Annotated in this window: 14 protein-coding genes and 1 pseudogene; 5 read left to right on the plus strand and 10 right to left on the minus strand. The window is 41.8% G+C overall.

Features of this window, described 5'->3' with window-relative positions; translation table 11 throughout:
• Positions 1-576: 576 nt before the first annotated feature.
• The 4 genes from secDF to ACYQ3L_RS20320 form a co-directional block, all read right to left on the minus strand.
• On the minus strand, positions 577-3,546 hold the full coding sequence (gene secDF, locus ACYQ3L_RS20305; RefSeq protein WP_379999895.1) for a protein translocase subunit SecDF: 2,970 nt from the start codon (positions 3,544-3,546) through the stop codon (positions 577-579).
• A 360-nt stretch (positions 3,547-3,906) separates the two neighbouring features.
• Positions 3,907-5,553 (minus strand): AMP-binding protein, encoded by a 1,647-nt coding sequence (locus tag ACYQ3L_RS20310; protein ID WP_379999893.1) that lies wholly within the window; start codon positions 5,551-5,553, stop codon positions 3,907-3,909.
• Positions 5,554-5,653: 100 nt separating this feature from the next.
• Positions 5,654-6,208, minus strand: coding sequence for a helix-turn-helix domain-containing protein (locus ACYQ3L_RS20315; RefSeq protein WP_379999891.1), 555 nt, complete (start codon positions 6,206-6,208; stop codon positions 5,654-5,656).
• A gap of 126 nt (positions 6,209-6,334) precedes the next feature.
• Positions 6,335-7,285 carry an RluA family pseudouridine synthase gene (locus ACYQ3L_RS20320; RefSeq protein ID WP_379999889.1) on the minus strand — a complete coding sequence of 317 codons (951 nt, stop codon included), beginning with the start codon at positions 7,283-7,285 and terminating at the stop codon, positions 6,335-6,337.
• Positions 7,286-7,501: 216 nt separating this feature from the next.
• On the opposite strand from ACYQ3L_RS20320, the gene fabD reads away from it, so the two are divergent.
• The 3 genes from fabD to ACYQ3L_RS20335 all read left to right on the plus strand — a co-directional run bounded on the left by fabD (position 7,502) and on the right by ACYQ3L_RS20335 (position 10,020).
• Positions 7,502-8,383, plus strand: a complete 882-nt coding sequence (gene fabD, locus ACYQ3L_RS20325; protein WP_379999887.1) for an ACP S-malonyltransferase — start codon at positions 7,502-7,504, stop codon at positions 8,381-8,383.
• A 154-nt stretch (positions 8,384-8,537) separates the two neighbouring features.
• Entirely contained in the window at positions 8,538-9,428 is an 891-nt protein-coding gene (gene rfbD / locus ACYQ3L_RS20330) for a dTDP-4-dehydrorhamnose reductase (protein WP_380000103.1), read from the plus strand.
• A gap of 37 nt (positions 9,429-9,465) precedes the next feature.
• Entirely contained in the window at positions 9,466-10,020 is a 555-nt protein-coding gene (locus ACYQ3L_RS20335) for a hypothetical protein (RefSeq protein ID WP_379999885.1), read from the plus strand.
• A gap of 300 nt (positions 10,021-10,320) precedes the next feature.
• On the opposite strand, the gene ACYQ3L_RS20340 is transcribed toward ACYQ3L_RS20335, so the two are convergent.
• Complete coding sequence (locus ACYQ3L_RS20340; RefSeq protein ID WP_379999883.1) at positions 10,321-10,470, minus strand: hypothetical protein; 150 nt, start codon at positions 10,468-10,470, stop codon at positions 10,321-10,323.
• 70 nt (positions 10,471-10,540) lie between these two features.
• On the opposite strand from ACYQ3L_RS20340, the gene ACYQ3L_RS20345 reads away from it, so the two are divergent.
• Complete coding sequence (locus ACYQ3L_RS20345; RefSeq protein ID WP_379999881.1) at positions 10,541-10,969, plus strand: DUF3788 family protein; 429 nt, start codon at positions 10,541-10,543, stop codon at positions 10,967-10,969.
• An 89-nt stretch (positions 10,970-11,058) separates the two neighbouring features.
• On the opposite strand, the gene ACYQ3L_RS20350 is transcribed toward ACYQ3L_RS20345, so the two are convergent.
• From ACYQ3L_RS20350 to ACYQ3L_RS20370, 5 genes are all read right to left on the minus strand, one after another.
• Entirely contained in the window at positions 11,059-12,966 is a 1,908-nt protein-coding gene (locus ACYQ3L_RS20350) for a RecQ family ATP-dependent DNA helicase (RefSeq protein ID WP_379999879.1), read from the minus strand.
• An 88-nt stretch (positions 12,967-13,054) separates the two neighbouring features.
• Entirely contained in the window at positions 13,055-13,852 is a 798-nt protein-coding gene (locus ACYQ3L_RS20355; RefSeq protein WP_379999877.1) for an MBL fold metallo-hydrolase, read from the minus strand.
• Between the two features lie 11 nt (positions 13,853-13,863).
• Complete coding sequence (gene recJ, locus ACYQ3L_RS20360; protein WP_379999874.1) at positions 13,864-15,600, minus strand: single-stranded-DNA-specific exonuclease RecJ; 1,737 nt, start codon at positions 15,598-15,600, stop codon at positions 13,864-13,866.
• Between the two features lie 318 nt (positions 15,601-15,918).
• On the minus strand, positions 15,919-16,704 hold the full coding sequence (gene proC, locus ACYQ3L_RS20365; RefSeq protein ID WP_379999872.1) for a pyrroline-5-carboxylate reductase: 786 nt from the start codon (positions 16,702-16,704) through the stop codon (positions 15,919-15,921).
• Between the two features lie 128 nt (positions 16,705-16,832).
• Positions 16,833-17,198 (minus strand): DUF488 domain-containing protein, encoded by a 366-nt coding sequence (locus ACYQ3L_RS20370; protein ID WP_379999870.1) that lies wholly within the window; start codon positions 17,196-17,198, stop codon positions 16,833-16,835.
• A 188-nt stretch (positions 17,199-17,386) separates the two neighbouring features.
• Between ACYQ3L_RS20370 and ACYQ3L_RS20375 the strand changes: the two are divergent.
• Positions 17,387-18,710: pseudogene (locus ACYQ3L_RS20375) on the plus strand (amino acid permease); the annotation flags it as partial.
• Positions 18,711-18,721 lie beyond the last annotated feature (11 nt).

Consider the following 18,721-nt stretch of genomic DNA (forward strand, 5'->3'; position numbering starts at 1 on the left):
TGTGCCGGTTAGTAAGTTTGCTAATGTGCCAATTGAATTGCAAAGCGACTATACGATCAACAGGATTCCCGCGCAGATGATGCTAAGACGCACTGTCGATCATCCGCTTTGTCATTTTCACTTTATTTAACTACATTTAGTTAAAACCTGACAGATCTGACATATTTTCCAGTATTTTTTACCTGCTATTTTTACATTAATTAATAATATATAATTAAAAAGTAACAGATATATCAGTTAACAGTAAACAGTCAGCAGTTAACAACTCGTATCTCGTATCTTGTCTACTTGTAACTCGTAACTGCCCGAAGGGCGAAGTAACTTGTAACTGTTAAAAGGTAACAAAGGTAACACTTATATCAGTTAACAGTAAACAGTCAGCAGTTAACAACTCATATCTCGTATCTTGTCTACTTGCAACTTGTAACTGCTTTAATCAATACTTCAAAGAACTGATATCTATAAGCTGACAGCTGTCAGTTCCAACTATATAGATAAATTTTAAGAAATTTCATCAATAAAAAAGAGGTTAGCCATAAGGCCAACCTCTTTGATATATTTAAAGACGTCTATGTTTTATTTAGCCTCTTTCAGCTGAGCCTCTTTCTTTTTGCCTTCTTTCCTGAATACAGCCCAGGCAATTGGAGTTGCTACGAATACAGATGAATAAGTACCGATTACAATACCGATAAATATAGCAAACGTAAAGCTACGGATAGTATCACCACCCAAGAGGAAGATACAGAACACAACCAGCATCGTACTTATCGAAGTATTCAACGTACGGCCTAATGTAGAGTTCAGGGCTTCATTTATCGTTTCGGTTATATTACGTTTCGGATACATATTCCTGATTTCACGGATACGGTCGAAGATTACAACCTTGTCATTGATAGAGTAACCTACCACTGTCAGTACAGCTGCAATAAAAGACTGGTCTATTTCCATTGAGAACGGCATGATCTTATACAACAATGAGTACAGGAAGATAACCATCACGGCGTCATGCGCCACAGCTATCAGCGTACCCAAAGAAAAGGCGATGTCACGGAAACGCAATAAGATATACAAAGCCATACAGACAACCGCGATCAATACTGCTATGGTCGCAGCTGTTTTCAGGTCGTCAGCCACACTTGGGCCTACACGCTGAGAACTTTGAACATAATCATCTATTGTTTTACCATCAGCAATGAATCCGGCTGCAGTAAGAGCATGAGTCATTTTTGCCCTTATTTCATCCTCAACCTCATCTGTAGCTTCTTCAATCTTATAGTTTGTAGTAATACGCACCTGGCTTGTCGTAGATGACTGACTTGCAGATCCACTGGTAAGAACAAGTACTGTGGAACCATCGAATTCAGGAACCAATACTTTTTCAATAGCATCCGCATCTACATTCTTATCGAAACGAACCAGATAGTTACGTCCTCCTGTAAAGTCAATACCGCCATTCAAACCATTGATAAACAGAGAGCCTACACCGGCTACTAATATTACGGCTGAGAAAATCACTATTTTCTTAGTCATGCCCAAGAAGTTGATTTTTGTATCAACAAATAATTTTCTTGAGATAGCGGTAGTAAATGTCTGATTTCTGAAATGACCTTTATCAAGCATATATTCATAGAATATACGTGTAAGGAATACGTTGGTAATGAATGATGCAACGATACCGATAATCAATGTGGTAGCAAAACCCTGTATAGGGCCTGTACCGAAATATGCCAATATAATAGCCGTAATTACCTGAGATGCGTGCCCGTCGAAGATAGCCGAGAATGCATGCCTGTAACCGTCTACTACGGCAACTTTCGTATTCTTTCCTGCCCTCAGCTCTTCTTTAGTACGCTCATATATTAATACATTCGCATCCACCGCCAAGGCCAGGGCAAGCACAAGTCCCGTTATACCGGGCAGTGTCATTACCGCCCCGAAGGCCGCCAATATACCGATCGTAAAAAATAAGTTCACTAATAGTGCCGTATTGGCAATCAGACCCGGAATAAAACCGTAAACCAAACAGATGTATGTCATAAGAAGCACCAATGCTAGGACGAAAGATATAACTCCGGCTTTAATAGCTTCCTGGCCCAATGAAGGACCAACAATATCTTCCTGCACAATGTGTACCCCGGCTTTCATCTTACCCGATTTCAGCACGTTCTCCAAGTCTTTTGCATCTTCCGGTGTAAAGTTACCTGTGATTTGAGATTGTCCTCCTTCGATCTTATCATTTACATTAGGCGCTGAATATACAGAACCATCGAGTACGATAGCTATGCTTCTGCCTTTCTCAGCTCCGGTAATAGTAGCCCAACGTTGTGTACCTACAGAGTTCATCTGCATGCTTACTTCCCATGTTGCACCATGTTGAGACTGGTCAGCCTTTGCTGAAATAACCACATCCCCGTCCAATGCAGGGCCTTTTTTAAGACCGTCGCCACGCAAAGCATATAATGTAATCTGAGTTTCTCTTATATCTTCAGCCTTGAATCCCCATGCAAATCTCAGGTCAGGAGGATATGCATCCTGGAATCTTCTAAGGATCGCATTAACCGCTGCCGTATCATTTTTATGAACAATACCGACAATAGCACCCATACCACCACTGATAAAATTTTCAATAAATGGTTTGGTGAATCCCAGGTTTCCAACTTCCTGAACTTTCAAAGAATCGCTTACAGCGGTTGTATCTGTTACATTCTGAGCAGCCAAAGCTTCTCTCGAACGTTCTGTCAGGGCGCTTATATATCCCTGTATTTCGTTCAGATTGTATGTTTTCCAAAATTCAAGATTTGCACTACCCTGCAATAGTTTTCTTACACGGTCCGGTTCCTTGATACCCGGAAGCTCGATCATAATACGTTCCGCTCGGTTGTCCAGCTTTTGTATATTAGGAGCGACAACCCCGAAACGGTCGATACGTGTACGAAGTACGTTGAACGAGTTATCGGCTACACTCTGAAGTTCTGTTCTCAGTGCCGAAATAACTTTATCATCTTTATCGGTAGGTCCTACCTGATCTCTAAGTTTGGTGCTGAATACCCCGGCCAGTTTATCATTGCCGTTCGCAGCTTTAAACTTATCTACAAAAATAGTGATATAGTCACGGTTGCTACCTTTTTTATTTTCAGCGGAAGCCTCTGTCAAAGCTGTATTGAACGCTTCGTTCTCAGGGTCGCCCAGTGAACGGAGTACAGCCGCCGCATCTACTTCCACGATAACACTCATACCACCTTTCAGGTCAAGTCCCAGCCCGATTTCTTTTTCGCGGCATTGTTTAAGGGTGTAACCCATATCGTCGGTACCAAAGGTTAACCAAACTCTTTCGGTAGACATTGAATCAAGATAGTGAGTGTATTGTTTGTTGTACAACTCGTCTTGCAGTAGTTGATCACCTTTAGCATTCGCGACCGCGTAGGCTGTGGCAAATTCTTCCGCTTTACTGTCATAACTTCTGGTTACGAATGTAAAAGACAGGTAAAATAAGCATACCAACGTAAGGAGAATGGAAAATGTGATTACAAATCCTTTGTTTTGCATTTTAGATTTTACTTTTTGTTATTTACTTATATTATTTCTATTTCATTCAAAATAAATAAGGTCACAGACCTTTTATTGCTTTCATATCTGCAACAGCAATGATCCGTTACGATTAAATTAATGCTGCATTAATACTTTCTTTCACTCAAAATACGCATACATCCAGACCTCTCTCCCCGCGAAACGAGGCTAAACTTAGACATATACACACTTTCAGGCGTGCAAATATAATCTTTTATTCTTTACATATCATAATAAAATATAAAGAAAATGTGCCTATTGATTAATGTGCCAATATGCCAATATACTAATATGTCAATAATAGAAAACACTGGCACATTGGCATATCATCACATTAAATCATTGTTTCCTGATCTCCGCTCTCTTTATCTTTCCGCTGATCGTTTTCGGCAATTCGTCAACAAATTCGATAATGCGGGGATATTTATATGGAGCGGTAACCTGTTTCACATGATCTTGAATCTCATGCTTCAGATGATCGTTCGCTTTATCTTTATAATCCTGCGCCAGTACGACAGTGGCTTTTACCACCTGCCCCCTGACCTCGTCCGGAACACCTGTAATGGCACATTCAACAACAGCAGGATGCGTCATCAAAGCGCTCTCTACTTCAAACGGCCCTATGCGATAACCTGAACTTTTGATAACGTCGTCGCTACGGCCTACAAACCAATAATATCCGTCCTCGTCGCGCCAGGCCATATCTCCTGTATGGTAAACATCATCATAATACACCTGCTTTGTAAGAGCTTCGTCACGATAATATCCCATAAACAGCCCCAGAGGCTTCCACTTATCCGTTTTAATTACGACCTCTCCCACTTCACCATCTTCGACGGAACGCCCGTCAATTGCAATCAGGTCCATATCGTAAGCCGGATTAGGCACTCCCATCGCGCCGGGCTTCGGCTCCATCCACGGGAATGTTATTATGGTAGGGGTAGTTTCCGTTTGTCCGAATGCTTCCATCATTTTAATACCTGTACCTTCAAGGAATGCGTTATAGACCGAAGGGTTCAACGCTTCGCCCGCAGTAGTGGCATACCGCAGCGAAGACAGGTCGTAATGAGAGAGATCTTCCCTTATCATAAACCTGAAAACGGTTGGCGGAGCACAAAATGAGGTCACTTTATAATCCTGTATCATATGCAGCATAGCCTGCGGAGTAAACTTTTCGTGGTCATACACCATCACGGCGGCGCCTGCAATCCACTGTCCGTACAATTTTCCCCAGACAGCCTTAGCCCAGCCAGTATCGGCCACGGTAAGATGCAGACTGTTTTCATCCAGATTATGCCAGTATTTGGCGGTCACAATATGCCCGAGCGGATATATAAAGTTATGGATCACCATCTTTGGTTCACCGGTCGTCCCTGAAGTAAAATACAGCAGGGAAATATCTTCGTTTGTATTTACATGTTCAGGTCTGACAAATGGTTTTGCTTCAATTAAACCCTGATGGAAATCAAGCCAGCCGGACGGTATATTTTGACCACAGGCAATACGGAATTTCACGGTCGGGGAATCGGCCATCGCATCATTTACATGCTGAATAACAACATCGTCATCCACGCTTATAATCGCCTTTATATCAGCTGCATTATTACGGTAAATAAAATCCTTCTTAGTCAGCAGATGTGTAGCCGGAATGGCCACTGCCCCTATCTTGTGAAGGGCAATTACGGCAAACCAGAATTCGTAACGCCGCTTTAGCACAAGCATCACCATATCTCCCTTACCGATACCTAACGACCGGAGATAAGATGCGGCGCGGTCGCTTTGCTCTTTTATATCCGCGAATGTAAAATCAACATGCTCCCCCTGGTCGTTTACCCAGCAAATAGCCCTTTTGGTGGGAGCTGTCTTTGCCCATTCATCTACGACATCGTATCCGAAATTGAAATTCTCAGGTATCTGAACATGGTAATTCTCTGCAAAATCCTGAGTTGAAGCAAAATGAGTTTGTTTTAAAAATCGCTCTAACATAACTATATATTTTATTTCAAGATTTCAGATCTCAAGATTTCAAAATTGTTGTTTTGGACTCTTTAATCTTGAAATTTTGAAATTATAAATTTTGAAATCCTTATAAAACAACAACGATAAATCTGACTTTCTTTCCATCAAGAGCCTTCATTCCGTGCGGCAGACTGGAGTCGAAATAAATACTGTCCCCCTCTTCCATTACCAGGTCTTTCCCATTTATCTGCAACAGCATACGGCCTTCCAGCACCATATTAAACTCTTGCCCGGTATGTATGCTATGATGAATTTCTACGTCATCGGCTTTAGGTTCGACTGTTACTTCAAATACTTCAGCCTTCCGGTTATTAAATCCTCCGGCCAAAGTCTGGTAATTATAGGCTTCTACCCTGTTCACTGCCAGCCCTTTGCCCTTACGGGTAAGAAAATAGCTGCTCATACGGGGTTCGTCGGCGAACATTAATACCGAAACATCTACATTGTGAGCAGATGCTATGCCTTTCAGTACACTGATGGTCAGGTCTTTTTCACCTGACTCATAGTTGATATACTCCTCTAAAGGTATGTTACAAGATGCTGCAAATTGCTCTTGTGTCATATCCAAAGCCTCACGTAAACCTTTGAGACGTTGACCTATTTCTTTAATATCTATATTCATAAAACATTTAAGGTCACAGACCTATTTATTGCTTTAACATGTAAAAACAGTCAAAACTTGTTATAATTAAAAACATATCATCAGATACTTTCAGTTACCCGCTTCAAGGTTCGAAAAATTCAAGCTTTATTGTTCCTTAATATCGGACCCGGCCGATACCTCTTTCTTAGGCAGGGCAGTCACCAATTGCTGCATTGCCTTCGGTATCGGGCTTTTAAATTCCAATACCTCTCCTGTAACCGGATGTTTTAGCACCAGTTCACGTACATGGAGAGCAATGCGTTTAATCGGATTATTCGAAGCGCCGTATTTCTTATCACCCACTACAGAATGGCCGATTGTTTGCATATGGATACGCAATTGATTTTTGCGCTTGGTTTCAAGGTCGAAGTCTAGCAAAGAATAGCGCCCTGTCGATTTGATTACTTTATAATGTGTAACCGATTTCAACCCTCCATTATCGTAGGGAGACGACATCATTACATAATTCTTATTTTCGGTAAGCCATGAAGTAACCGTACCTTCTTCCTGTTCCGGCCTTCCGTCTACGACTGCAGTATATATATATTCCTTTACAAGATTATTCCAGTTTTTCTGAAATATCTCCTGCATTTCCGCGCTTCTGGCAAACACCATCAATCCTGAAGCTTCCCTGTCGAGACGCTGAAGGACAAATACGCGGTCGGCCTTATTCTTTCCTTTTTTCTTTACATATTCGTTCAGTGCTCCGTAGACAGTACGCAGCTTCTCTTTATCCGTTGATACGGATAAGAACCCGGCCTCTTTGTCTATAACTATAATTTCATCATCTTCGAATACGATCTTCAAACCTTTCAGCTTCTTTTCTTTCCGGGACTGGTCGAATTTCATTACCGAAACCCTGTCCCCGGCTTTGAGCTCATGGTCGAATTGAGTGACAAGTTTACCATTTATCTTTATCTGCTTGTGTGCCAGCAGTGATTTTATTGCATTACGGCTCTTACGGACTTGTTGGTTTATCAGAAAATCCAATAATTCGCAAGGTTGCGACGCTTTTAGTTCTTGTAGCGGAATATCTCTTCTTGAAGTATTTCTCATTTAGTAATAAAATGTATATATGAGGCAAAGGTAAGTGTTTTATAATTTTTTAATAGCTTTAATGTGTATTAAATAATAATAAAATTAAATCATTGTAATGGGATAGTTTAATCCTGTACTTTTTTATTTTAGTCTATTTTGCCATATCATATTCTATTTTTTACTAATTTTGCAGGCTGAAATTTAACCGCTTATTCTAACTATTAAATATTGAAAATGAAAGCATTTGTATTTCCAGGGCAAGGAGCTCAATTTGTAGGAATGGGTAAAGATTTGTACGAAACATCTCCAGTTGCTAAAGAAATGTTTGAAAAAGCAAACGAGATTCTGGGATTCCGCATTACAGATCTGATGTTTGCAGGCACAGATGAAGACCTTCGCCAGACCAGAGTAACCCAGCCTGCCATCTTCCTCCATTCTGTGATATTAGCTAAGACAATGGGAGCAGACTTTGCGCCGGATATGGTTGCAGGGCACTCTTTAGGCGAGTTTTCCGCATTAGTTTCCGCAAACGCATTATCGTTCGAGGATGGATTGAAACTTGTATATAAACGTGCGCTTGCCATGCAGAAAGCGTGTGAACTGAACCCATCAACTATGGCTGCCGTACTGGGATTACCCGATGCTAAAGTTGAAGAAATATGTGCATCTATCACCGATGAGGTAGTGGTACCGGCAAACTATAACTGCCCGGGACAAATCGTTATATCCGGCTCTAATGCAGGTATAGAAAAAGCTTGCGAGCTATTGCTTGCTGCAGGTGCAAAACGTGCATTAAAACTAAAAGTAGGCGGAGCATTCCATTCTCCGCTGATGGAACCGGCTAAGATAGAATTATCCGAAGCTATCAATACAACAACAATCAGCGAACCGGCGTGCGCTGTATATCAGAATGTATCCACTGTCGGCGAAACCGATCCGGCTACAATCAAAGCAAACCTCATTGCCCAGTTGACAGCTCCTGTAAAATGGACTCAATCGGTGGAACATATGGTGGCCGACGGAGCGACTGAATTTATTGAACTGGGACCGGGTAATGTATTGCAAGGCCTCGTAAAAAAAATCGCTTCGGATGTAACAACCAGCGGCAAACAATAAGTTTATAATAATTATAAGTTATGAGTTATAAATTATGAGTTTTTACTCTGTATTTATAGCTCATAATTCATAACTCATAATTGAGATAAATATGGCATTCTTTTCAGGAAATAAGCAAGCTGACGACCAGGATGAAACTGCAAAGAACATCTTCATGTTTGAATTGGTGCAAAAGAATATTCTTATTACCGGTTCGAATGGACAGTTAGGGAATGAAATAAAGCGTATAGCCGCCTTACATGAAAACAATTTCCAATTCTTTTTTACTGATGTTGCGGAGCTTGACATTACTGACCAGCAGGCCATAGAAGACTTTATTAGAGAAAACAATATAAAGTATATTGTCAATTGTGCGGCCTACACAGCTGTAGATAAAGCCGAAGACGACGTTGCATTATGTTACAGGATCAATCGGGATGCTGTAGCGAACCTGGGAGCCGCCGCCACAAATAACGGCGCTAAAATAATCCACATATCTACCGATTATGTATATGACGGTACTGCTTCAAGACCTTATACCGAAACGGATGCAGTGAATCCGCAATCAATATACGGGAAATCGAAACAAGAAGGAGAGGCCGCCCTGAAAAAAGCATGCCCTGACAGTATCATCATCCGTACAGCCTGGCTGTATTCCATATTTGGAAACAACTTTGTGAAAACGATGATAAAATACGGGAAAGAGCGCGATACACTCAACGTAGTTGCCGACCAAACCGGAACACCGACCAATGCTGCCGATCTGGCCAATGCAATCATAAAAATACTGGACTATAGTGAAGCGAATAGTTTCAAGCCGGGGATTTTCCACTATTCCAATGAAGGTGTTACCACCTGGTACGATTTTACATTAGCCATACACAAAAATGCCGGAATAACAAACTGTACGGTAAACCCAATTACCACAGACCAATATCCGACAAAAGCGACAAGGCCTAAATACAGTGTACTGGATAAAGCTAAAATCAGAAACACATTTAATATCACGATTCCCAGATGGGAAGATAGTTTAAACATTTGCATTAAAGAATTGTTATCTATATAGGTATAATAATTCACAATACATATCTACCATAACCAAAATGAAAAAGATTTATCTTTTTGGGCTCATATTTACGGTTATATCTGTTTCTTGTCAGAAAAAGCAAATAAACTTATACGAAACACAGCTTAACCCCCTAAAGGTCGATTTGGCCGAAATCTCATTAAACAGCAGTTCCAGCACTATCGATTTAACCAAGATAAAAAGACTTACCCCGGAACAATACAACAGCCTGCAACTCGAAAAAGTAAAGGGACTGGATGGGTACGAACTCAGCGACCTGTGCCTGGGGCAGATTTTACTGGAGAATAAAAACGGGAAAATCCTGACAATACAAGTAGTAACAGACGGTGAAATCACGGAATATCTCCTCAGCTATGACAAAAACGGCAATCTGATAGATAATCTGATAGTTGCATATGAAGACATGGTCGAATATTACAGTGAAGTATCGTCCAGGATAAAATCAAACGAAATAATCGTTCAAACCATCAATTATACCTACGATGAGATTAACAGCGATTCGGGAGGCACGGCCGATACTGCAATAACAAAATATCAGATAAGCCCCGAATTTAAGTTTATCTCCAACTAGAACAAACCAACGGCAGGACTTTGCGACGGGATATCCGGACAGGAACAATCCATCTGTGATTATTACTAATACCAGTCAGTAGTTGAAGGGATTCATATTAAGGAGGACTTATTTACCCGTAACTCATATAATTTTCCACTTAATCTGTTCTCGATGTATATCCGGGCGGAAGAAACGGATAGGGATTCGGCCTGGCTTTTATACCGGGGCGACAGGCGGTTGTATGACAGGCGACTGTTCCTGTTTTTCTACCTGCTCGCTTTTCGTTTTTCGTTATTCTCTTTTCACTTTGTTTTCCTCTTACAGTTCATTATCCACGACCACCACTACCCCGGGATTGAGCGAGCCGTCCGGACGGAAGCCATTCTCCTCTAACATCATCATTCCATAGATAAATATTCTGAATTTTGATAAAATAGAGATGTAGTATACATATTCACGTACTGGCACTAGTCAGTATTGTGAAAGTCAGAAAAGAATGTATCTTTGTTAACAATAATAATTAACCCATCACGAAACCATGGAAGCAGAAATGTTGTTGAGAGATCCGGATATTTTTCCGTCCGAAAAAGTGCTGCAGAACGCGCTGGGAGAAAGTGTGCACAATGTACTGGCTTCTTTTCTTGAAACGATTACGAATGAAGAATACGCGCTGGCTATTGAATGGCGGTACTATAATGATGGGAAAGCATGGCTGGGCAAAGTGCTTTATAAGAAGAAAACGATACTGTGGCTTTCGGTCTGGGAGGAATTTTTCAAAACAAGTTTCTATTTCACGGAAAAGCACCTTGAAAAGATTGCAACACTGGATATCGCCGACACTATTAAAGATGAATTTGCCGGGGCAAAACCGGTGGGTCGCCTACTCCCGATGATTTTTAATGTAAGTAGTCAGGAACAAGTAAAAGATCTGCTAACAGTCGTTCGTTTTAAAAAGAGCCTGGTCTGACTCCGCGTCAAAACACTTTTCATTTTGTCCTATGGACAGTTACAGGTAGACGAGATACGAGATACGAGATACAAGTAAACAAGTTATTCTTAATTCTTAATTCTTAATTTTATCTTCCCCGATTGCATTTCAAGAACTCCCCTATCCGTCATAAAACGGATGGCTCCGGTTACATCCTGCAACCGGTAATCAGGCAATGCACCTGTTATATCATCTACGGATCGCTCCCCGTCCTTGAGCAACGCTTTTATATCCAATGATATCTTATTGAACTTTGCATTCGTCATTCCCGAATCGTTCTTTGCCAGGCAAACATCACATTGCCCGCAATCACTGATATCTTTCTCATTGAAGTAAGATAACAAAATACGGCTGCGACACATCTCATCCTGCTCTGCATAATGGCTCATCGCCAATATCCGCTTTTCGAAACGATCCTTACGGTCTTCGTTTACAAGACGTGGTATAATCAGGTATTTCTTATCCACCCGCTGACGGGTGTATGCTATCAGAGGCGTCTTTTTATGCGGGATATAATCGATGACATTGCGCTTATCCAGCATTTTCAGCATTTCATAGACAGCTTTCCGGTTTTTGTCTGTCTTCAGGCCTATTTCGGCCTCGTTAATGGTTACATAATTGGTAAATAAGCCTGTGTAAAGGCGGAGGATAGTATTTACGAGTTGCTCATATTCCCGCTCGAAATCGTAATGATACAGATCATCCCTGTAAACTGTAAACATCAGCCGCGAACGGTTATCTATCTCGTCGGTGTACTCGATATAGCCCGCCAGATCCAATATCCTGAGTGCATTATGAGTAGGCAGAAGAGGATATTTGTAAGTAGCGCAGAACTGCTGTATATTAAAATCATATACCATACCCACCCCGAAACCTTCGGCCACCTGAAAAAAGTAAGCGAGCGAATCATATACCTGAGAGATAAATTCCCGTTCGGGAAACTCGTCCCTGATACGCTTTTTCAATTTAACACTATCATTCTTATGGTATAAGATGACTGCAAAAGCCTTTTCCCCATCGCGTCCCGCGCGCCCTGCTTCCTGAAAGTATTCTTCCACCGAATTGGGCAGGTCGGTATGCACTACCAGCCGCACATCGGGCTTATCTATTCCCATACCGAAGGCATTGGTACAAACAATAATGCGCTTTTCGTTATTCTTCCAGCGGCCCTGCTTCCGTGATTTATCCTCACTGCTCAGTCCGGCATGATAAAAATCGGCGGAAAAACCTTGTTGTATAAGGAAATCCGACATCTCCTTCGTCTTCTGACGGCTGCGCACATAGATGATGGTGGAACCCTTTATTTTCTCAAGCAAACGGATAATTTCCTCCGGCTTATTTTCCGTATTACGCACTATATAGGCCAGATTCTTACGCTCAAAGCTTTTCCTGAAGACATTCTTTTCACGGAAGTGCAATTGTTCCTGGATATCATCTATCACCTCCGGGGTAGCTGTCGCAGTGAGAGCCAGAACAGGCACATCGGGCAGATGTTCCCGAATGGCTGCTATCTTGAGATAGGACGGACGGAAATCATAGCCCCACTGGGATATGCAATGCGATTCGTCAACAACCAGCAGACAAACATTCATATCGCGAAGTTTACTCAGGAATAGTTGGGTAGCCAGTCGTTCGGGTGATACATAAAGGAATTTATAATCACCGAAGATGGCGTTTTCAAGCGTAGTGATAATCTCCTGCCGGGTCATCCCCGAATATACGGCCAATGATTTTATATTTCTCTGACGCAGGTTATCCACCTGATCTTTCATCAGAGCGATAAGCGGAGTGACAACAAGACAAAGACCTTCCATTGCCATCGCAGGCACCTGAAAGGTCAGTGATTTTCCTCCGCCTGTGGGCATCAGCCCCAGCGTATCTTTTCCCTGGCTGACGGAATGAATAATATCTTCCTGTAAAGGGCGAAACTCGCCGTAACCCCAATACTGTTTAAGTATTTTGTGATAGAGACCCATTCTTCGATGTGCCAATTAACTAATATGCCAATGTGCCAATATCGGATTGTTTTCAATTGGCATATTGGCACATTGGTCAATCAGTATATTAATTTTTCATCGGACGTACTTCTATCTTAATATCGGTACCATCCAAGGCTTTACCTATTTTCTCCTGATCGAATTCCGACATATGATACGGATAAAGCACTTTCGGCATCACCTTTTTAGCCGCATCCACAAACATGTCATCCGTCATTGTATATGGCAGGTTCTTAGGCATGAAAGCAATATCGATGGTACCTTTCAGTTTATCCATCTCCGGAATATTTTCGGTATCCCCGGCGACATATACTTTTTTATCGCCAAATGTAAAGATATAACCATTGCCCCGTCCTTTAGGATGGTATGCTTCTCCGTCAGGCTTCTTATTTACAGCATTATAAGCCGGAACGACATCGATAGCTATTCCGTTCCATTCGGTCTTATCTCCATTATTTACCACATTACCATATCCAAGTATTTCGTTGCATACCTTCGATACTATATAGTGCGTATCTACCTTTTTAACTGCGTTGATAGCTGCTGTATCGAGGTGATCGCCATGCTCGTGCGTCAGGATAATCAGATCGGCCTTAGGCAATCTCGAATAATCCGCGACTTGAGAATAAGGGTCTACCTGAATAACCTTTCCTGCAAATTCAAACATAACCGAACCATGACCTACCAGTGTTACTTTCAGCGGGCCTTTGCTCGTTTCGTAGCTGTCAGCTTTTATATACTCCGCCTGTTCCATACTCAACGTATCCGTAGCTTTATCTCCGGCATTTGCCGTACCGGCCTTGTTACCGCAGGCAACGAAGGAAAATAAAGCGATTGTTAATGATAATACTAAAGATCTCTTCATATTCTTGTCATTTAGTGTGAATCTGAAAGCTGCCCTGTATCTATATCCTTGACATAGAGCTGAATATTCGTCTTTCCGTTGTGCGTATTTTCCTCGAGTGTATAGCAGATATCAAACGGCCTGCCGCTTTTTACTATCTCACTATTGGAACTTTGCCGGAAAGCGATACCATTCACCGGAATTGTAGTCGTTTTATCTGTCATTTCCAGTTTCAGGTGTACATTATCTTTTCCCACGGGTTTACTCGTACCATAATCCTGTACATCCCATGTGACAAATATAGGATTCAGGTTCTCCGGCCCAAAAGGCGCGAAACCGGCCAAATCACTTATAAATTTCGGCGTAATCTCTTTGAATGAAAGTTCCGCATCTATACAAATCTGGGGACGCATCATTTCAGGCGCTATCATTTCAAGCGATAAAGCCTCGAAACGGCGCTGGAATTCAGCCAGATTCTCTTCTTTCAATGATAAACCCGCGGCATAAGTATGTCCTCCGAAATTTTCCAGAATATCTTTACAGGCTTCTATGGCCTTGTAAACATCAAAGCCCATTACCGAACGGGCAGACCCGGTGATCAGTCCCTGGGATTTGGTCAGCACCACCGCAGGGCGCAAATACTTCTCGGTAAGGCGCGACGCTACAATACCGATAACGCCTTTATGCCAGGTTTCATCATAGATCACCAGACTTTTCTTTTTCGACATATCTACCGTTCCGTCGATAAACTGTATCGCTTCGTCTGTTATCCGCTTATCCAGCTCGCGACGGTCGTCGTTATAATGGTCTATATTGGCGCTCTTCTCCCGTGCATCTTCTATCGTATTGGCCAGCAGCAGGTCCACGGCCTCTTTACCTTTCATCATCCGCCCCGAAGCATTGATACGGGGACCTATCTTGAAAATAATATCATTCACGGTAATACCCTTGTAGGTAAGCCCGCAAATCTCAATTATCCCTTTCAGACCCAGACTGGGATTGGAATTAATCTGCTTTAAACCGAAATATGTCAATACCCGGTTTTCACCTGTGATGGGAACAATATCCGAAGCTACACTGACAGCCACCAGATCGAGCAAATCTGTCAGTTCCGAAAAATCTATCTTATTATTCTGAGCCAATGCCTGCACCAACTTAAAACCTACCCCGCATCCTGAAAGATGCTCATACGGGTAAGTGGAATCCGTACGTTTGGCATCGATAACAGCAACCGCATCGGGAAGTATCTCATCCGGCATATGGTGGTCACCGATTATGAAGTCAATCCCTTTGCTTTTGGCATAGGCCACTTTTTCAATGGCTTTAATGCCACAATCGAGAGCGATAATGAGTTTTACGCCCGTCTCTTCGGCGTAGTCTATCCCTTGTTCCGATATCCCGTACCCTTCATCGTAACGGTCGGGGATATAATAATCGAGATTAGTTGTGAATTTCCGCAGAAATTTATACACAAGCGCGACGGCAGTCGTTCCGTCCACATCATAGTCACCGTATATCAATATACGCTGCTTTTGTCCCAACGCTTTTTCAATTCTCTTGATAGCTTTGTCCATATCGGGCAAAAGGAAAGGATCGTGTAAATCTTTCAGGTTTGGATGAAAGAATTTATATGCATCTTCGGAAGATGATATTCCTCTCTGGATCAAGAGCTGACAAAGAACAGGGCTAATGCCTAATTTCTTAGCAAGATCATCTCTCTGCTCTTTTTGCTGGGTTGTTAGGGCTTCGTAATTCCATTTGTAAATCATTTTATATCGTTTTTTCTTTCTTCTGTCTCAACGAGGCCAATTAACATATTTCAAACATACACAAATGTTAATATGCACTGAATATCAGCCACGTATAGCATCACCACAAGCAGTAAGGGTAGTTTGCTATCAATTTGTAAAGATAATATATATATGTGAAAACGCTGTTAGTGATTCTTATTTTTATTTTTTATTTTATTATAATAATCTATAAAGAAGATGGGCTTATAGTCCGGTTCTATTACTTTTATAATAGATTTCTGATAAATAAAAAAGTCCCGTTTCCAGGACCTTATATTTAATAACACTAAAATACAACTACTTTATATTACTCGCCTTCAAACCTTTAATGACAGCCGAAGTAAAGCCTGCATGCTCCATCTCATTCAATCCTTTTATAGTGATTCCTCCGGCAGTAGTCACTTTATCTATTTCCGCTTCGGGATGATTGCCATTTGCCTCGAGCAGATCGATTGCACCCCGGAGTGTTTGCAGAACGGCATCTTTAGCCTGATCCGGATATACTCCCATTTCAATACCTCCTTCCATAGCTGCCCTGATATACCTGAATGCAAAGGCTATACCGCACGAGGTAAGCGAGGTAATTGCCGGAATAAGTTTCTCTTCCACAAATTCAACCTTACCAAGTTGGGAAAAGATGCGGAATACTTGCTCGCGTTGTTCCTTATCCGCATTCTGTGAAGCAATGTATGTCATGCTCTGGCGCACGGCTATAGCGGTATTAGGCACAACACGGAATACAGGTTGATGCGGACTAGTCCATTCCTGTAGCTGGGCCAATGTAACAACGGCCGCAACAGATACAATCAACTGCTTAGGATTCTCCAATAAGGCCTTATGCGTCTTCAGCACTTCTTCTACCATCCACGGCTTAACAGCAATAATAAGAATATCTGCGGTAGACAGCGAGGAATAATCGGCCACTACTACATTAATGTCTTCACTTACTTCCCTCAACCGGGGAACATTCTTTCCTTTGTGGTCGATAACAGTTATATCCTGAGGTTGTGCACTTCCGTTTACAGCCAAACCGCAAGCGATGGCCCCACCCATATTTCCTGCTCCTAGAATAGTTATTTTCATATGATGATTCTGTTTTTAAAAGATGTATGGAAACCCGCATGGCAAAACTATCCTGTATTTTGGTGAATTACAATTCATGCTCGTTTTCATATTAATTACTGTTTTGATAAAAACAAAGGTAGCAATTTTTACATTTTTCCGAGTACTTTCTCCAAATACGCTTTCAATATACTTGCATGATTATATAGCGGTTCCCGGGAAGCATATAACAGCGTAACAATATTATGCGATTCTATTATTTTTATAAAATCCTTTACTTCATCCGACCCATCCAATTCTTTTTGATACATAGTCACAAAATCATTCCACCGGTTTTTTATGTCCTCATGAAACCATTTGCGTAAATTAGGAGACGGAGTGACTTCTTTTGCCCATAAGTCATATTTCAGATGGTCTTTCCTCATCCCTCTGGGCCACAGGCGATCAACCAATACACGAAAACCATCATCACCTTCAGGATCTTCATAAACCCTTTTCAATTTTATCTCTGTCATATGCTGTGAAGTTCTAATATTATAATTCATTAATTTTAGAACAACAGAATATCTTTTTTGTTTGGTCATGGCTATCCAGATGTAATTCCCGCGCTCAATTCATCTTATAATGTTTCTTTTTTTTCTAATAAATAAACGAATAGCAGATAATTATTACATTTTCCTTATTTTTGTGCAAACTTTAGTTTATGATAGAAAGACTTTTGAAGAAAAAAGATATATCGGCAATACTCAATGAGCCCACAGAAACAAAAGGTGGGCTTAAAAGAAGCCTTTCGGCAACAAACCTCGTTACTCTGGGGATTGGAGCAATCGTGGGAACCGGAATTTTCGTTATCACCGGACAAGCTGCCGCCATGTATGCCGGACCTGCACTGACGATCTCTTTCGTCATTTCGGCTCTCGGCTGCATTATGGCAGGACTGTGTTATGCCGAATTTGCTGCTATGATACCGGTATCGGGCGGTGTATATTCATACAGCTATACCACAATGGGTGAGATTCTGGCCTGGTGTAGGCTGGATATTGATTCTTGAATATCTTTTCGCCTGCTCGAGTGTCGCAGTCGGATGGTCGGGCTACATGCTGAGTTTACTCGACGGATGGGGTATAAATTTCCCTGATCGGATAGCCGGTGCCACATTCGACCATCTGAAAGACGGAAGCTGGGTATGGACTGGGCGCATCATCAATTTTCCCGCCGTCTTTATCGTATCCATAGTATCTGCGTTTCTGATCGGAGGCATCAAACAGTCGGCATTCGTTAACAATATCATCGTTGTCATCAAAGTTAGCGTAATCCTCTTATTCATCGGATTCGGCCTCTCATATATAGACACTGGCAACTGGACTCCATATATACCCGAAAATACCGGAGGTTATGGAAATTTCGGATGGACGGGTATTCTCAGAGGTGCAGCAGTGGTATTCTATGCTTATCTGGGATTCGACGCGCTCTCTACCGCAGCAGGAGAGGCTAAAAATCCACAGAAGGATATGCCAAAGGGTATTTTGTTCTCACTGCTTATATGCGCGCTGCTGTATATAGCTGTAACCACAGTATTGACAGGAATAGTCAATTATAAAGACTTGAATGTAGACGCACCGATAGCGCTTGCTATAGACCGTACCGGCGAAAGTTTAGCATGGTTAAGCCCCCTCATTAAACTGGGAGCGATTGCAGGGCTTAGTTCGGTAATTTTGGTAATGATGTTAGGACAATCACGTATATACTATTCTATTTCTAAAGACGGGTTATTGCCGAAGGTGTTTTCGAAAGTAAACGATAAACATGGAGTTCCCCACAACGCGACTATTTTTGCCAGCATTGTTACAGCGTTGATAGCCGGACTCTTTCCTCTCCATGTTCTCAGTGAACTTGTATCGATAGGTACCCTGATGGCCTTTACCATTGTCTGTATTTCCATTGTCATACTGCGCAAAACACAGCCCGACCTCAAGCGTCCGTTCAAAACACCTCTTGTACCATTTATTCCCTTGACCGGAGCTGCGATCTGTATCGT

This window comes from Dysgonomonas termitidis (assembly GCF_054657735.1).

Excerpts from the sequence above, each read along its gene's own strand:
- ACYQ3L_RS20345 (WP_379999881.1), top strand. The coding sequence starts at position 10,541 with ATGGAAGCAGAAATGTTGTTGAGAGATCCGGATATTTTTCCGTCCGAA.
- ACYQ3L_RS20370 (WP_379999870.1), bottom strand. The coding sequence starts at position 17,198 with ATGACAGAGATAAAATTGAAAAGGGTTTATGAAGATCCTGAAGGTGAT.
- fabD (WP_379999887.1), top strand. The coding sequence starts at position 7,502 with ATGAAAGCATTTGTATTTCCAGGGCAAGGAGCTCAATTTGTAGGAATG.
- secDF (WP_379999895.1), bottom strand. The coding sequence starts at position 3,546 with ATGCAAAACAAAGGATTTGTAATCACATTTTCCATTCTCCTTACGTTG.
- ACYQ3L_RS20355 (WP_379999877.1), bottom strand. The coding sequence starts at position 13,852 with ATGAAGAGATCTTTAGTATTATCATTAACAATCGCTTTATTTTCCTTC.
- recJ (WP_379999874.1), bottom strand. The coding sequence starts at position 15,600 with ATGATTTACAAATGGAATTACGAAGCCCTAACAACCCAGCAAAAAGAG.
- proC (WP_379999872.1), bottom strand. The coding sequence starts at position 16,704 with ATGAAAATAACTATTCTAGGAGCAGGAAATATGGGTGGGGCCATCGCT.
- ACYQ3L_RS20310 (WP_379999893.1), bottom strand. The coding sequence starts at position 5,553 with ATGTTAGAGCGATTTTTAAAACAAACTCATTTTGCTTCAACTCAGGAT.
- ACYQ3L_RS20320 (WP_379999889.1), bottom strand. The coding sequence starts at position 7,285 with ATGAGAAATACTTCAAGAAGAGATATTCCGCTACAAGAACTAAAAGCG.
- ACYQ3L_RS20335 (WP_379999885.1), top strand. The coding sequence starts at position 9,466 with ATGAAAAAGATTTATCTTTTTGGGCTCATATTTACGGTTATATCTGTT.
- rfbD (WP_380000103.1), top strand. The coding sequence starts at position 8,538 with ATGTTTGAATTGGTGCAAAAGAATATTCTTATTACCGGTTCGAATGGA.
- ACYQ3L_RS20350 (WP_379999879.1), bottom strand. The coding sequence starts at position 12,966 with ATGGGTCTCTATCACAAAATACTTAAACAGTATTGGGGTTACGGCGAG.
- ACYQ3L_RS20315 (WP_379999891.1), bottom strand. The coding sequence starts at position 6,208 with ATGAATATAGATATTAAAGAAATAGGTCAACGTCTCAAAGGTTTACGT.